At 33.2% G+C, this 15,982-nt stretch carries 11 protein-coding genes; 9 read left to right on the forward strand and 2 right to left on the reverse strand.

Annotation, left to right across the window (positions count from 1 at the left end):
• Positions 1 to 25: 25 nt before the first annotated feature.
• Complete coding sequence (locus CLAU_RS12575) at positions 26 to 718, forward strand: metallophosphoesterase family protein (protein WP_023162702.1); 693 nt, start codon at positions 26 to 28, stop codon at positions 716 to 718.
• Positions 719 to 780: 62 nt separating this feature from the next.
• Here the strand turns inward: CLAU_RS12575 and CLAU_RS12580 are convergent, their stop codons facing one another.
• The gene (locus tag CLAU_RS12580) at positions 781 to 3,843 is read right to left on the reverse strand and encodes an insulinase family protein (RefSeq protein WP_023162703.1); all 3,063 of its coding nucleotides are present in this window, start codon (positions 3,841 to 3,843) and stop codon (positions 781 to 783) included.
• A gap of 205 nt (positions 3,844 to 4,048) precedes the next feature.
• Positions 4,049 to 5,008, reverse strand: a complete 960-nt coding sequence (locus CLAU_RS12585; protein ID WP_013237171.1) for a helix-turn-helix transcriptional regulator — start codon at positions 5,006 to 5,008, stop codon at positions 4,049 to 4,051.
• Between the two features lie 371 nt (positions 5,009 to 5,379).
• Between CLAU_RS12585 and nifH the strand changes: the two genes are divergently transcribed.
• The 8 genes from nifH to CLAU_RS12625 all read left to right on the forward strand — a co-directional run bounded on the left by nifH (position 5,380) and on the right by CLAU_RS12625 (position 15,954).
• Positions 5,380 to 6,198 carry a nitrogenase iron protein gene (nifH, locus tag CLAU_RS12590; RefSeq protein WP_013237172.1) on the forward strand — a complete coding sequence of 273 codons (819 nt, stop codon included), beginning with the start codon at positions 5,380 to 5,382 and terminating at the stop codon, positions 6,196 to 6,198.
• Positions 6,199 to 6,345: 147 nt separating this feature from the next.
• On the forward strand, positions 6,346 to 6,672 hold the full coding sequence (locus CLAU_RS12595; protein ID WP_013237173.1) for a P-II family nitrogen regulator: 327 nt from the start codon (positions 6,346 to 6,348) through the stop codon (positions 6,670 to 6,672).
• A gap of 13 nt (positions 6,673 to 6,685) precedes the next feature.
• Positions 6,686 to 7,078: a P-II family nitrogen regulator gene (locus tag CLAU_RS12600; protein ID WP_023162704.1), complete on the forward strand. Its 393-nt coding sequence runs from the start codon at positions 6,686 to 6,688 to the stop codon at positions 7,076 to 7,078.
• Positions 7,079 to 7,101: 23 nt separating this feature from the next.
• Positions 7,102 to 8,712 carry a nitrogenase molybdenum-iron protein alpha chain gene (gene nifD, locus CLAU_RS12605; protein ID WP_029170224.1) on the forward strand — a complete coding sequence of 537 codons (1,611 nt, stop codon included), beginning with the start codon at positions 7,102 to 7,104 and terminating at the stop codon, positions 8,710 to 8,712.
• Positions 8,712 to 10,073, forward strand: a complete 1,362-nt coding sequence (nifK, locus tag CLAU_RS12610; protein WP_023162706.1) for a nitrogenase molybdenum-iron protein subunit beta — start codon at positions 8,712 to 8,714, stop codon at positions 10,071 to 10,073. The genes nifD and nifK overlap by 1 nt, the downstream gene beginning before the upstream one ends.
• Positions 10,074 to 10,686: 613 nt before the next feature.
• On the forward strand, positions 10,687 to 12,024 hold the full coding sequence (nifE, locus tag CLAU_RS12615) for a nitrogenase iron-molybdenum cofactor biosynthesis protein NifE (protein WP_029702505.1): 1,338 nt from the start codon (positions 10,687 to 10,689) through the stop codon (positions 12,022 to 12,024).
• Between the two features lie 22 nt (positions 12,025 to 12,046).
• A complete protein-coding gene (gene nifB, locus CLAU_RS12620; protein WP_023162707.1) occupies positions 12,047 to 14,728 on the forward strand; it encodes a nitrogenase cofactor biosynthesis protein NifB in 2,682 nt (893 codons plus the stop codon).
• A 191-nt stretch (positions 14,729 to 14,919) separates the two neighbouring features.
• The gene (locus tag CLAU_RS12625; protein WP_023162708.1) at positions 14,920 to 15,954 is read left to right on the forward strand and encodes a homocitrate synthase/isopropylmalate synthase family protein; all 1,035 of its coding nucleotides are present in this window, start codon (positions 14,920 to 14,922) and stop codon (positions 15,952 to 15,954) included.
• Positions 15,955 to 15,982 lie beyond the last annotated feature (28 nt).

Genomic DNA, 15,982 nt, shown 5'->3' on the forward strand with positions numbered 1-15,982 from the left:
CCACAGAGAAAGGAATGATAAACTTATGAAGATAGCAGTTATTTCCGATATACACGGAAACCTAGAAGCACTTAAAGCAGCACTTTGTGATATAGAAAAGAAAAACATTGATACTATAATATGTCTTGGAGACTTGGTGGGATATGGACCTTATCCTAATGAAGTAATTCAGCTTGTAAGAGAAAAGCACATATTAAACATACTTGGCAACTATGATGCAGCAGTGCTTGAGAAAAAATTTAATTATATAAGGGACAATGAAGTCAATAAATTTTGTATGCCATGGGCAGCAGAAGAATTATCAGAGGAAAACAGGGATTACTTAGAGTCTCTTCCTGGAGAAATAGTACTTAATTTTAAAAATAAAAAATTTCATTTTGTACATGGAAGCAATAGATCCATAAATGAATATTTAAAGGAAAATTCAAAAGAAGCAGAAGAGGCAATGGGTGTGCTAAAAGAAGATGTTCTAATATGTGCTCACACTCATATTCCTTATAGAAAGAAATATGGTGATAAAATTCTTTTAAATGATGGAAGCATTGGAAAACCTAAAATAGGCAGACCTAATGGAACCTACCTCATAATGGAACCAGACGAGGATGTAAAAAGTGACATTGTAGAATTCACTTATGACTATGAAAAAACAGTGAAGGCCATGGAGGAAAAAGGCATACACAAAGCCTGCATAAAAAATATAAAAACTGGAATAGAATAAAATTGGTGCCTGGCACCGAGTGGGACATTTGAGATCCCATTCGGTGCCAGGCACCTTATAAGTTATTTCTGCATATTTATAATCTCATTAAATAATTGTTTGTTTTGTTCAATCTTATCTGCAGAACCTTCTGCAAAGTATATATTTTGTTTTAGAACTTGATCCAGCATATTTCCATAACTTCTTATATCATCTGGTGTAGTTGAAAGTGCCTCTTTCTCATAGTTCAAAAGATCATTTACAGAAGAGTTTGTAAGATACATTGAATCACAAAGAGAACTTTCCTCGAGAGGTCCACTAGATTTTAAATTTGCAAAACTTTTAATAGCTCCTATAATGTAATTTGTCATTTCGCTGTCTGTTGCCTGAAAGTTTTTAAGGTAATTTACCGTACCTTGAAAGGCATCTAAGGTTTCTTTAAGGTTTGGATCTCTCATTGATGCAAGTATAACTTCACCATTAGGTGATAATGCAGATTGGACTCCATAGGCACCGCCGGTTGTCCTTACCTTATTCCAAAGATATCCGTTGTCTAATACGTTTTGCAGTACCATCATCTTTCCACTATAGGTATAGCCAGCTTTTTTAAAATCTCCAACCTGTATTATTGTTTGTACTTTTGCAGTAGAAGAAAAAGCTGTATTTTTATCAGGCTGTGCAAAAGTATATTTTTGCTGTGGAAGTACCTGAGAATTAATTTTAGGACTTATACTACTTAACTCATTTTTAAATGTTTCAGAAGTATTTTCATTTCCACTATAAGTTGCTATAAGATCATCTCTGTTAAATGCAAGTTTGCGTATATCATTTAGGTTTTTAGAGATCTCATCCCATTTTGAATCAAAGTTGCTGTCCAAGTCTTGCAAGAACTTATAATAGGAAAGTCCTGTAAGCTCTTCACTGTATCTTCCACTTTCACTCATATAGGAACTCATTCGCATAATTGCAGCTGCACCTGATCCTGAAGTCAAAGTTGCCTGTAGGGCTGACTTATTTTGCTCAATAATTTGTTTTATTCTCTGCTTATTGGTAAACTGGCTGTCATTTATAATTTCTTCAGTTAAATCAAGAGATTTTGAAATATTCTCGTCAGGTGCTAATAGAGATACAGTTAGTTTAGGACTATAATTATTTGGATCCTTGTTGCTTGATACTGCTGAAGGTGTAAAAGAAATAGTGCTTCCTACATACTGCAGCATTTCATTTGAAAGCTGATCATAACTATGTTCCTTAGTATCTACATTTCCAAGCAAAGATGAAAGTAGGCTCAAATAATGTAATTTATCTTGTGGAACCTTTGACGTATCAAAGTAAAGGCTTATGTTTGAAAGCCCATTTAAATCTGCATTATGGGTAAGAACTTTCATACCTGATTGACTTTCAACCTTATAGCTTAAATTTGGTAATTCGGGTTTGATATCCTTAAGTGAAAGCTTTGGTAAAGTTTCCAGTGCTTCTTTTGAATCCCCACTTTTTTGCCATGCATTAAAATCCTGGGTATTTTTTAAAAGTGAATTAACACCTGTTTCTCCTATTTGATTTTTATAATCTGCAAGTTTTTTAGCCGTAGCTTCAGTAGTCTTACTTTCAAGACCGGCTTCAGGCTTTAATACAACCATTGAGTGATAGTTGTTTGAAATCAGGTACTTGTCAATTAAACTTGTAAAATATTTATTGGAATCCGATTTCTTTATCTTTTCCATTATGTCACTTGTATCAAGGTACATGGTAGGATCTTTATCATATACCCATGTGGACAATGCAGTCTGGGATAATACAAGACCGTTTCCACCAAGCATAGGTGTTGTAAGTTTTTCAGATCGATCGCTTATGTCATAGGACTCAAGGGCAGATTTAAGAAAATCTTTATCAAATCCATTTTTTGAAATATTCTTTAGAGTATCAAAAATAGTTTTTTCAAAAACTTCTTTTGAAGATTCATCAGAATTAGTTGCATTAATTGAAAATACTGGCTGAATACCATTCATACTAAATGAAGAACTTACATTTTCTGCAATACCCTTTTCTGTAAGTGCTTTTTTAAGAGGAGCATTGTCTGTTCCCATAAGTAAATAATTCAAAAATGTTAATGCTGTATTTGTTTCCTTATCGCCTATATCGTCTGTAACAAAATTTAAAGAGAGATAAGTTTTCTTTTTTGTGTCTCCATCTTTAGGAACAGGATAAGAAGCTATTTTATCAGGTATATTAGACAATGATTTTTCGGCCTTAACGGAAGTATCTACATTAACTTTGTCAAATTTGCTTAAGTAATTTTGATCAATATATTGAAGATATTGTCCTATATCTAATTTACCATATAAATATATGTAGCTGTTTGATGGTGTATAGTTTTTCTTGTAAGTTGAAATTAACTGATCTCTTGTAAGAGAAGGAATATTCTCTGGATTTCCACCTGAATCCCACTTATAAGAAGTATCAGGAAACAGTGATTGATTTACTGCATTACGTAAAAGCCACTGAGGATTTGAATAGTCACCCTTCATTTCATTGTACACAACACCGTTAATTGAAAGAGCTGAGTCCTTAGATGGTAGATCATACCTCCAACCTTCCTGCTTAAATATATTAGGATCAGTAGTAACATTTGGGAGAAATACTGCATCCAAATATACTCCCATAAGGTTTTTAAGATCCTGCTCATTCGTACTTGCTGCAGGAAATGTAGTATAATCAGCACCTGTCATGGCATTGATGAAAGAACCCAAGGAGCTCTTAAGCATTTGCTGAAATGGAGATTTTACAGGATAATTTTTGGAGCCATCAAGAACTGAGTGTTCAATAATATGATTTACACCACTGTTGTCTGAAGTAGGGGTGCGAAAACTGATATCAAAAACTCTCTGGGTATCATCGTTTTTAAGATACATTAGTTTTGCACCTGTTTTTACATGAGTAAACTGCATAACAGTAGAATTAACTTTTGGCATATCCTTCACTGAAGTAAGTTGGAATCCATAATAGGTCTTTCCAATCTCGTTACAGCTTGTAACATTTGTATCTGCTGCATAGGCAGTTTCATTAGAAAATGCCACATTACAAGAAGAAAACAGCATGAAAAATGCTACAATAACAGTTGTTGCTTTTTTCAAAGATATTTTCATTATACATGTCCCCCCTTATTATATTTTATGTCTATACTATAGACGATTCACCAATTATTTCCTATAGTGTTAATGCTATTATATATTCTTTTAAAGAAAATTTATTAATTTTATAAATTATTTATAATTTGTTCACAATTATAATAAATGAAGCAGTGCCATTTTAAAATTAAGGGGAACAAGCATAATTTGCAGCCGGTAAACCTTAAAGTTCTGCTATTATATTTCCCATTTCAGTAAGATCATATCCGCCTATTCCTAGGAGTTCTGATTTAAATTGATTTGAACGGAGTATTTCAAGTATTGAGTTAAAGGGAGCTTTATTTATGTCTTCCTTCTTCATTACCAATTCATATCTTTCTTTTTGAATAGGTATAAAATCCACATTATTAACTTGAAGGGCTGTTTTTTCATTTCCGAGTCCTACATCAGCATCACCCCTAGCCACAGTACTAGCTATTTCTAGGTGAGAAAAATGTTCTTTTGCATAACCTTTTATATCACTACCACTTATGTTTAATAATCTAAGATGCTCATCTAAGAGGATTCTTGTACCACAGCCTTTTTCCCTATTTATCATAGTAATATCAGGTCTCTTTAAATCCTCAAAACCTTTAAATTTTTTAGGATTACCTTTGGCTACATAAAAGCCTTGCATTCTGCAAGCAAGATGAATTATTACAGTTGGAATTCCGGGAATTAATCTTCTTACAAAGGGTATATTATATTGATCGGAATCACCATCCCAAAGATGAGCGGTGGCTACCTGTATTTTTCCCATATAAAGTGATAAAAGTCCACTGTAACTTCCTACGTAGGAGCGGAAAGTTCTAGTACCGGGGCAGCGAATTTCTATGTACCTGGATAAAATATCGAGAAGTACATCCTGTCCGCATATTATAAAGCCTCCATTTGTATTATCTCTTGTAGGATAAAAAATATCAGGAGAAGATAGATCATTTTCTTTAACATCACTGGATTCATTTTGTGTAGTGTGTTTTGTCTTATTTTTATAATTTTCTACATCATTTAAATCAACTCTAATTTTTTTGCCAACTTTATAGCCGTTTAATTCTCCTCTTTTAATCAATTCATATACTGTATTTTTAGCTATTTTTAGCATATCGGCAACTTCCTGTGGAGTTAAGGTCGTATTTTCTAACATAAATTATCCTTCCTTTCAATGGTGCCTGTCACCATAGTGGGATATTTTTGCCCCCATTCGGTGCCTGTCACCTTATACAAATATTATATAATATAACTACATATTAAAGAAGTAAAATTAATTGGGAAGAGTTATATAACATAGTATAAACAAATATAGCATAAATGATAAGTTATTAACAACAATCAGTGAGTAATTATTAAAATCACAATTTTTATGTTGATATTTTAAAATGTTATCGGTTACAACGTATATTTTTTAATAAATTAGTAATTTAAATGTTGATTTTTCTAAAAAGGTATGATATATTTTTTATAAATTATTAAACAATAATTGTCATAAAAAAATTATAAGTGAGGAGTGAGTGTAAAATGAGACAGGTAGCTATTTATGGAAAAGGTGGTATTGGAAAATCTACTACTACACAAAACTTAACTGCAGGATTAGCAGAAATGGGTAAAAAAATAATGGTAGTAGGATGTGACCCTAAAGCAGATTCAACCAGATTACTTCTAGGAGGACTTGCACAAAAGACAGTTCTTGATACTTTGAGAGAAGAAGGAGAAGATGTAGACTTAGATGAAATATTAAAAAAAGGATATGGTGGAATAAAATGTGTTGAATCAGGTGGGCCTGAACCTGGAGTTGGATGTGCTGGAAGAGGTATTATAACTTCAATTAACATGCTTGAACAACTCGGCGCTTATGATGATGATTTGGATTATGTTTTTTATGATGTACTAGGTGATGTTGTCTGCGGTGGTTTTGCAATGCCAATACGTGAAGGCAAGGCACAGGAAATATATATAGTAGCTAGTGGTGAGATGATGGCCATGTATGCGGCAAATAACATATCAAAAGGTATAAGTAAATTTGCAAACAGTGGTGGAGTTAGATTAGGAGGCATTATATGCAACAGTAGAAAAGTTGAAAATGAGAGGGAATTACTTGAAGCTTTTGCAAAAAAACTTGGAACTCAACTTATCTATTTTGTACCAAGAAGTCATGATGTTCAAAAAGCAGAAATAAATAAGCAGACTGTTATAGAGTTTAGTCCTGAAGTTGAACAAGCAGATGAATATAGGGCACTTGCAAAAGCTATAGATGGAAACGACATGTTTGTAATACCAAAGCCAATGGCACAAGACGATTTAGAAGCTATACTTATGGAACATGGGTTGATGGATTAAAATGAATATTAAAAATAAAACAAAAAACACTAGAGTATACCTCTTAGTTTGTGAATGGAAACGCCAAGAGATATACCCAAAAAATAAGTCAGAATCGGTCAAATTCTAACTTTTTATAGTGTAACACAAAAGGGGAGGGTATTCAATATGTTATTGATAAAAGCTATTATTAGACCTGAAAAAGCACCAGAAGTTCTATCAGAATTATGCGATGCTGGGTTTCCGGCAGTTACCAAATTTGATGTAGTAGGCAGAGGTAAACAAAGAGGCGTGAAAGTAGGCGAAATATTTTACGATGAAATACCAAAACAAATGCTGCTCATAGTAGTAAAAGATGAATATAAGGATGATATTATAAAAATCATTACTAGAAGTGCAAAAACCGGTAATAAAGGAGCTTTTGGAGACGGAAAAATATTTGTAACTCCTGTGGAGGAAGTATATACAATAAGTTCGGGTACAAATGAATTATAAGGAGGCATGTAAGGTGAAAGAAGTTATGGCTATTATTAGAATGGACATGGTTGGTAAGACAAAAGATGCCCTTGCTGCAGCTGGATTTCCATCTATTACATGCAAAAAAGTTGTTGGGCGTGGTAAGAAAAAGGTGGACTTTTCTATAATTGAAGATTATATATCTGGAAGCAATATAGTGGATTTTTCAGATAAAAAAGTTGCAGAGCAGATATCTGAAGTGCACAGGTTAATTTCAAAGAGGTTAATTATTGTACTGGCTAAAGATGAAGAAGTAAAAAAAGTTGTTGATACTTTAATAGAGACAAATAGGACAGGAAATCCTGGAGATGGAAAAATATTTGTAATAGATGTAACTGATGTTGTGAGAATAAGGACAGAAGAAACTGGAGATGAAGCTGTTTAATCTTTATGGAAGGATGTGATTTTATGAGAAAAGAACTAAATAAAATAGTAGATGAAGTTTTGGAGCCATATCCAGCTAAAACCTATAAGAATCGAAAAAAACATATAGTTGTAAAGACAAAGGAAGATCCAAAACCTGTTATTGAAGCGAATATAAGGACAGTGCCTGGAGTAATTACATCTAGAGGATGCTGTTATGCAGGCTGCAAGGGTGTTGTCATGGGTCCTATTAAAGATATGATTCATATAACCCACGGACCTGTAGGGTGCTCTTTTTATAGCTGGGGTGGAAGAAGAAACAAAGCTAAAAGTGAAAAAGGCAGCCAAAATTTCATGGAATATGTTTTTGGTACAGATATGGAAGAAAAAGATATAGTTTTTGGTGGGGTTGGAAAGCTTAGACAGGCAATAAAGGAAGCAGTTGAAATTTTTCATCCTAAAGCTATAGGTATATATGCTACATGTCCTGTTGGACTTATAGGTGATGATATAAATGCAGTGGCACAGGAAGCTAAAAAACTTTATGGAATCAATGTGCTTGCCTTTAGCTGTGAAGGATATAAGGGAGTAACCCAATCTGCAGGACATCATATAGCAAACAATACCGTTATGAGTGAAATCATTGGTACTGGAAAGGGTGAGCATAAAAAGTATTCCATAAATATATTGGGCGAATATAACATTGGCGGAGATGCCTGGGAGATTGAAAGAATTTTAAATAAAATAGGGTATAACGTAGTGGCAACTCTTACTGGTGATGGGAGTTACGAACGTATTCAAAATGCCCACACTGCAGATGTAAACTTAGTGCAGTGTCATAGATCCATAAACTATATAGCAGAGATGATGGAAACCAAGTATGGTATACCGTGGATTAAGTGTAACTTTATAGGCATACAGGGTACTGTTGATACTTTAAGAGATTTAGCTAAAGTTTTTGACGATCCATACTTGTATAAAAAAACTGAAGAAGTCATTGAAGAAGAACTTGCAGATATCCAGGTAGATATGCAGTATTATAGGGAAAAACTTGAAGGTAGACTTGCTTGTTTATTTGTTGGTGGATCAAGGTCACATACTTATCAGGTGCTTTTGAAAGATTTTGGGGTAAAAACCATCCTTGCAGGATATGAATTTGCCCACCGTGATGATTATGAAGGCAGGGAGGTCATTCCTACAATAAAGATTGATGCTGATAGCAAAAATATTCCTCAATTGACTGTACATCCTGACAAGGAAAATTATCATGTGGTTTTGCCTAAAGAAAGGGTAGAAGCTCTCAAGTCAGAAGGTGTACCTCTTGCTTACTATGGTGGAATGGAAAAAGAAATGGATGAAAATACGGTAATAATAGATGACATGAACGCACATGAAATGGAAAAATTCATAAAGGAACTGCACCCTGATATGTTCTTGACAGGAATAAAGGAGAAATATGCCATTGAAAAAATGGGAGTTTTGTCAAGACAGCTTCATTCTTATGATTATACAGGTCCTTATGCAGGATTTAAAGGTGCAATAATATTTGCAAGGGAACTTGCAGGGGGTATATATACTCCGGCATGGAAGTATTTAACTCCACCTTGGAAAAAGGAATCCTTATTGGAAGGAAAAGTTATGGGAGGTGAACAGTAATGTTAGATGCAACACCAAAAGAATTAGTAGAAAGAAAACAACTGCGAATAAATCCGGCTAAAACCTGTCAACCTGTTGGTGCTATGTATGCGGCTCTTGGAATTCATAATTGCCTTCCACACAGCCATGGTTCACAAGGATGTTGTTCTTATCACAGGACTGTACTTTCAAGACATTTCAAAGAACCTGCTATGGCTTCTACAAGCTCATTTACTGAAGGAGCTAGCGTGTTTGGGGGAGGAGCTAATGTAAAAAAAGCTGTTAAAAATATATTTGCCATGTATAATCCAGATATTATAGCTATTCATACGACCTGTTTATCAGAAACTATAGGAGATGATTTGCCTACTTATATAAGAGAGATGGAGATACCTGAAGGTAAACTTGTCATTCATGCCAATACACCCAGTTATGTTGGCTCCCATGTTACTGGATTTTCCAATATGGTAAATGGTATGGTTCAATATCTTTCTAAAAGTAGTGGAGAGAAAAATGGCAAATTTAATATAATACCGGGATTTGTAGGTCCTGCAGATATGAAAGAAATGAAGAGAATTTTTAAACTTATGGACATTCCATATATAATTTTTCCTGATACAAATGGAGTGTTTGATACTCCAAATACAGGGGATTATAAAATGTATCCTAAAGGTGGAACAAAAATTGAAGACATAGTTGATGCTGGAAATTCAGATTTTACTGTAGCCTTTGGAAATTATGCTTCAGAACTTGCAGCAAAGTCTCTTGAAAATAAGTGTAAAGTGCCATATAAAACCTTGAGGGCACCTATTGGAATAGATGCCATGGACGATTTACTTATGAATTTAGTTAGGTTGACAGGTAAGGAAGTATCAGTAGAACTTGAGGAGGAAAGAGGACAGCTTCTTGACATGATGATTGATAGTGCCCAGTACTTTAATGGTAAAAAAGTAGCTATAGTTGGAGATCCAGATGTGGTCATTTCCCTTACCCAATTTGTCATAACCTTGGGCATGATTCCTAAATATGTCATAACTGGTACTCCAGGATCATTATTTGAGAAGGAAATTAAAGCTATGATGGACGAAGCAGGTTTAGAAGGAATTGTGAAAGCCAACAGTGATTTCTTTGAAATGCACCAGCTTATAAAAAATGAAGGAGTAGATCTTCTCATTTCAAATACGTATGGTAAGTTTATTGCTAGGGCAGAAGATATCCCGTTTGTTAGATTTGGATTCCCTGTAATGGACAGATATGGACATCAATATACTCCAAAAGTTGGATATTACGGTGCAATAAAATTAGTTGAGTCAATGTTAAACGCCATGCTTGATAAAGAAGAGAGAGAATGTGCAGAAGAAGATTTTGAAACAGTAAGATAAAGCTTCTAAGTTAAATATTAAATTGACCATAGGATATTTTTACAACCTTCAGTACTGTTAAATATTTTGATAAGTCTAGGAGAAAAATTTAAGAAAAGACTAAGAATTTTTGAAAACTCGTACCTCAAACAATTCAAAAATTCTAAGCTTTTCAAAATTTTTCACTGAGACTTATATACAAAATATTTAAATGCACTTCATTATTGTAAAAATATCTCTATAGTATAAATTAAATTTTAATCTAAGAATCGTGTAACAAGAATCAAAGTGAATTTTGTCATCATATTCTCAAGTATAAATTCAAATCTTATTTAGATTTCTATAGTGGAAATTGGTTAAATAACAAATAATGATAATTTTTCTGAGGTACGAATAAAATAACTATTATTTAAACTTTGAACTTTTAAATAAATAAAACTAAAGCCTATTGAAGCGAAGCTACAATACTGAGTACATTTTAGATTTTCTGAAGCTTTAGCGGAAGAAAATCATCCATAACTTTTAACTATTAATTCTCAACTATTAATTAAAAAGGGGTGGGTTGTTTATGGAAAAAATAAAAGAAGATTTTTATCATGACCTTCACGAAAAAAATAGAGATAGATTTTTAAAATTGGAAGCTAGAAAGTCAGAAATCCTAGAAGATAGAAAAGAATTTGTCTGTTATAACTCCAAGGACAAAGATACAAAAATCAGATGTGAGGAAAACAGTGTTTCTGGAGCTGTCAGTCAGAGAGCATGTGTGTATTGTGGAGCAAGGGTAGTTTTAAATCCTATAACAGATGCTTTTCATTTAATACATGGGCCAATAGGCTGCGCTGCTTATACGTGGGATCTTCGTGGAAGTTTATCAAGTGGTTCCGAATTATTTAGAAATAGTTTTTCTACGGATTTAAGTGAAACTGATGTTATATTTGGTGGCGAAAAAAAATTGAGAGCAGCTGTAGATGAAATAGTAAATAAATTTCACCCAAAGGTTATATTCATATATGCAACCTGTATTGTAGGAGTTATCGGAGATGATGTAGATGCAGTCTGCAAGATGGCCGAAGAAAAATACAAAATAAGAGTAATACCTGTGAAGTCTCCTGGATTTTCGGGGAATAAGTCTACTGGTTATAGAGCTGCCTGTAATGCCATATTGAAACTCATAGGAAATAAAAAAAGTGAAAAAAGGCTAAATGGAATCAATTATCTTGGTGACTTTAATCTGGCAGGAGAAGTATGGGTAGTAGAAAACTACTTGAAGAGGATAGGAATTAACATTGTTTCAAAACTTACAGGTGATGGAAAAGTTGATGAAATAGTGAAAGCACCTGGGGCAAAACTTAACATAGTTCAGTGTGCCGGTTCTATGGGATACTTAGCTAAAAAAATGGAAGAACTATATGATATTCCGTTTATAAAGACAAGTTTTGTAGGTCTTGAGGATACTGAAAATTCACTTTTGCAGGTGGCACATCTTGTAGGAAATGAAGAAACTGTAAAAAAGGCAGAAAAGCTTATAAAAGAAGAAGAAGAAAAGATACAACCTGAACTTGAATATTATAGGGGAAGGCTTAAAGGCAAAAAGGCTGCAATATATGTAGGAGGTGGCTATAAGGCCATATCACTTATAAAACAATTTAGGGACCTTGGAATTGAAACTGTAATGGTTGGAACTCAAACTGGAAAACCAGAAGATTATGAAATAATAAGGCAAATTACAAATGAGGGTACTGTAATACTTGATGATGCAAATCCTTATGAACTTGAAAGATTCATGGTTGAAAAGGGAGCAGATGTCCTTGTAGGAGGAGTTAAAGAAAGACCCCTTGCATATAAACTTGGAGTTGCTTTTTGTGACCACAATCATGAGAGAAAACACATACTTGGAGGATTTCAGGGAGCTATAAATTTTGCTAAGGAAATAGATTTGACTGTAAATAGTCCTGTTTGGCAATATATATAAATTTTATGGAGGGATGATGGAGATGAGCAATAAAAAATTGGTAAATGTAGATATAAATCCATGTAAAATGTGCATGCCTATGGGAGGAGTAATGGCCTTTAAGGGAATAGAAAATAATATGGTAATTTTACATGGTTCTCAAGGCTGCAGCACTTATATCAGAAGACATATGGCCACCCACTATAATGAGCCTGTGGATATAGCATCATCTGCTCTTACGGAACAGGGAACTGTATATGGTGGAAGTGAAAATTTGAAAAAAGGCCTTAGAAATATGATTAAAATGTATGAACCTACTACTATTGGTGTAATGACAACCTGTCTTGCAGAGACCATAGGAGAGGATACAAAGAGGATAGTAGAAGAATTCTATAATGAAGAAAAGGATAATGAGAAAATTAAAAATATAAAGATAATAACAGCATCTACACCGGGATATGGTGCTACCCAGGCAGAAGGTTACTTTCAAGTTTTAAGAAGTATTGTTGAACAAGCATGTGAAAAATCTGAGAGTACAGGAAAATTAAATATAATATGTGCCAACTTAAATCCGGGTGATGTGAGAAATATAAAACAAATATTAGATGATTTTAAAGTAGAATATACGATTTTACCGGATGTATCTAATACCCTTGATTCTGCTCATAATGAAAAATATAAGAGAATTCCAGCTGGAGGAACTAAAATAGAAGATATTAGAAAAATGTCTGGAGCAGTAGGCACTATTGAAATGGGCATGACTATTTCGGATGATAAATCTCCTGGCACATATTTAAAAGATAAATTCAAAGTGCCTCTTTACAAATGTCCCATACCAATAGGTTTTAGAAATACAAATAAATTTATTGAACTCATATCTAAAATAACTGGTATTTTAATACCCCATAAATACGTAGTTCAAAGGGGAAGATATCTTGATGCCATGGTTGACAACCATAAGTATACAGGTGAGGCAAGGGTACTTTTATACGGAGAGCCGGAACTTGTATATGCAGTGTCAAGGCTTTGCGAAGAAAATGGAATATTAATAAAAATGATAGGTATGGGATCTAAAAATGAAATGCTTAGAGAAAAGTTAAAGGAAGAATTAAAGGTTCAAAAAGAGGAATGTATCGTTTTAGATGATACTGATTTTAAAACTATGGAAGATTATGCTGAAAAGCTTAAAATAAATTTGATTATAGGAAATTCAGATGGTAGAAGAATGGCACAAAAATTGAAGCTTGAAATAATAAGAATAGGGTTTCCTATCCATGATAGAGTTGGAGGACAGAGGCAGGTAATAACATCATATAGTGGGTCTGCATTTTTAATAGATTCTGTGGCAAATGTTATGCTTTCTCATACTCAAAATACTTACAGGGAAAAAGCTTATAATGACTTTTATGCGCCTTTTGCAAAAATGGCAGAAAAAGAAAGTATACAATCTCCTGCTGATAAAATCTGTACACATCCCTGTTTTGGGGATAATGCGCATGAATTTGCTAGAATGCATATACCAATAGCTCCAAAATGTAATGTAAGTTGTAATTACTGCAGTAGAAAATATGATTGTGCAAATGAAAGCAGGCCGGGAGTAACAAGTGAGGTTTTGAGTCCAAAAGAAGCTCTTGAAAAGTTCAAAATTGTTAAGAGTAAAATGAAAAATTTGACTGTAGTAGGTATAGCAGGTCCTGGAGATGCCCTTGCAAATTTTGATCAGGTTAGAGAGTCGCTGAAGCTTATAAGAGAGTATTCTCCTGAAACAACTTTTTGCTTATCTACTAATGGACTTATGCTCCCATTCTATGCAAATGAACTGGTACAGCTTGGTGTATCACATGTCACAGTTACAATAAACACAGTAGACAGCAAAATAGGATTGAGAATATATAAAGAGGTAAATTATTTAGGACACAAATATATTGGAGAAGAAGGAGCAAAAATACTTTTAGACAACCAACTTACAGGACTAAGGTATCTGTGCTCCAAAGGTATAATATGCAAGGTGAATATAGTTATGCTCAAGGGTATAAATGATAATCACATAAAAGAAGTAGTTAAGAAAGTTAAGGAATGTGGAGCATATATGACAAATATAATGCAGATGATACCAGTTTCGGGAAGTGTATTTGAAGATCTGCCTCTTGTTTCCAATATAGAATTAAATGAAATGAGAAAAAAATGTGAAGTGAGTATGAAACAAATGTACCACTGTAGACAGTGCAGGGCAGATGCCATAGGAACACTTTCAGAAGATCATTCTATAGATTTTAGAAATGTAGGCTGCGGAGGCTGTTTGGGCAAATGTTCTGATGATAAAAAAGTAGAAGAAGAGAAGCTCCTTAAAAATGCAGCTAAAAGTAAAAAATATAAGTTTGCAGTATCCTCTAAATCAGGTATTAATATAGATCAGCATTTTGGACACGCTAATGAATTTTATATTTATACTTATAATGATGGAACTACAAAGTTTTTAGAAAAGAGGAATGTGGATAAATACTGCACAGGAGTGTACGAATGTGATGAACATGAGGATAAAATGGAAAAAACCATGAAAGCCATAGGTGACTGTAATGCGGTTCTTGCACTTAGGGCAGGTGTTGATCCCACAGAAAAGTTAGAAAAAAGAGGAATTAAAGTTATTGAAATGTATGATTCTATAAACAAAGGTATAGTAAAAGCTGTAAAATTATTGGAAGACGATAAAATTCAAGTCTATTGAAGCAATTCGTAATATACAATTTGTCAAAGAGCAAATATCAAAGAGTAAATAACAGATAATGATAATTTTTCTTCCTAGCGTCAGAAAATATTAAAATTATAGATTTCCTGAGGTACGAAGGAAGTCATCATTATTTGAACTCTGATATTTGAACTTTGAACTTTAACTGTGCATTGAAAGGTGGTGTATGTATGTCCATTATATTAGGAAAAGAAAAAAAATTTATTGTAGATAGAACTTTACCTGAAGTTGTAAAAAGGACTGAGATAGTTGACCAGGATTTAGTGGGTCAATTTATAGCACTTATTAAAAATATAGGTGTAGATTTTGTAGAAATTAATGGTGAAGTACTTCAAAAAATAAAAGACCTTCCTGAAAATGTAGATTACATATACAGGGTGGGAGATCTATTAGATGTGTACGAATTTGAACATTTAATTATAGATTACAAAAAAGCTGAAACATTACCAAAGGAATTTTTAAATAAGCTAAGAAATAAAAAGATAATATTAGAAGTAGATATTAAAGTTTTAGAGCAGTTTAATGTAGAAGATAACTGTAAAATTTTTAGTAAACTTAATATAATATGCATTAGAATAAAAGGCATTGTAAAGTATAACATAGCTGGGTGGAACAGACTTATAGAAAATATAAAAAATAGGTTTTCAGTATATGTGGATTTTTGTGCAGATGATAAATTTTATATGGCAACTTCCGTAAGCATTGAATCCTGTGTTGATGGTGCCGATGCTGTAACTGCAGCTTTTAATGGACAGGTTTATGGATTTGCATCTTTAGAAGAAGTTATTTTAGGATTAAAGATTATAAAAAATGGCAAAGTATGTGGAGACTTAGAATTTATGGAACAGCTAGCAGAAGTGTATACAAAACTTACTTGTGAAAAAGTGCATCCTATGAAAGCTGTAATAGGAGAAGATATTTTTAAATATGAATCCGGTATTCATGTCGATGGTATAGAGAAAAATCCAGATAATTATGAACCTTATAGTCCCTATGATATTGGAAAGAAGAGAATCATGTATATAGGGAAACATTCCGGGAAAAAAGCAGTGATGATAAAACTGAAGGAACTTAATATAAACTATCAGGATGTAGATATTGGAGAATTTTTGAAAGAAATAAGAAAAAATAGCATTAAACTTAAAAGAAATATTTTTGATAAGGAACTGATTGCAATGTTTAATAATTTTAAAAATATTCAGTAACTATTCACTATTAATTATTAATTCTTAA

Source organism: Clostridium autoethanogenum DSM 10061, from assembly GCF_001484725.1.
In the GTDB taxonomy this organism is placed as follows: domain Bacteria; phylum Bacillota; class Clostridia; order Clostridiales; family Clostridiaceae; genus Clostridium_B; species Clostridium_B ljungdahlii.

Bases quoted from the DNA above. Each gene is read 5' to 3' on its own strand.
- nifB (WP_023162707.1), top strand. From the start codon at position 12,047: ATGAGCAATAAAAAATTGGTAAATGTAGATATAAATCCATGTAAAATG.
- nifH (WP_013237172.1), top strand. From the start codon at position 5,380: ATGAGACAGGTAGCTATTTATGGAAAAGGTGGTATTGGAAAATCTACT.
- CLAU_RS12595 (WP_013237173.1), top strand. From the start codon at position 6,346: ATGTTATTGATAAAAGCTATTATTAGACCTGAAAAAGCACCAGAAGTT.
- nifK (WP_023162706.1), top strand. From the start codon at position 8,712: ATGTTAGATGCAACACCAAAAGAATTAGTAGAAAGAAAACAACTGCGA.
- CLAU_RS12585 (WP_013237171.1), bottom strand. From the start codon at position 5,008: ATGTTAGAAAATACGACCTTAACTCCACAGGAAGTTGCCGATATGCTA.
- nifD (WP_029170224.1), top strand. From the start codon at position 7,102: ATGAGAAAAGAACTAAATAAAATAGTAGATGAAGTTTTGGAGCCATAT.
- CLAU_RS12625 (WP_023162708.1), top strand. From the start codon at position 14,920: ATGTCCATTATATTAGGAAAAGAAAAAAAATTTATTGTAGATAGAACT.
- CLAU_RS12575 (WP_023162702.1), top strand. From the start codon at position 26: ATGAAGATAGCAGTTATTTCCGATATACACGGAAACCTAGAAGCACTT.
- CLAU_RS12580 (WP_023162703.1), bottom strand. From the start codon at position 3,843: ATGAAAATATCTTTGAAAAAAGCAACAACTGTTATTGTAGCATTTTTC.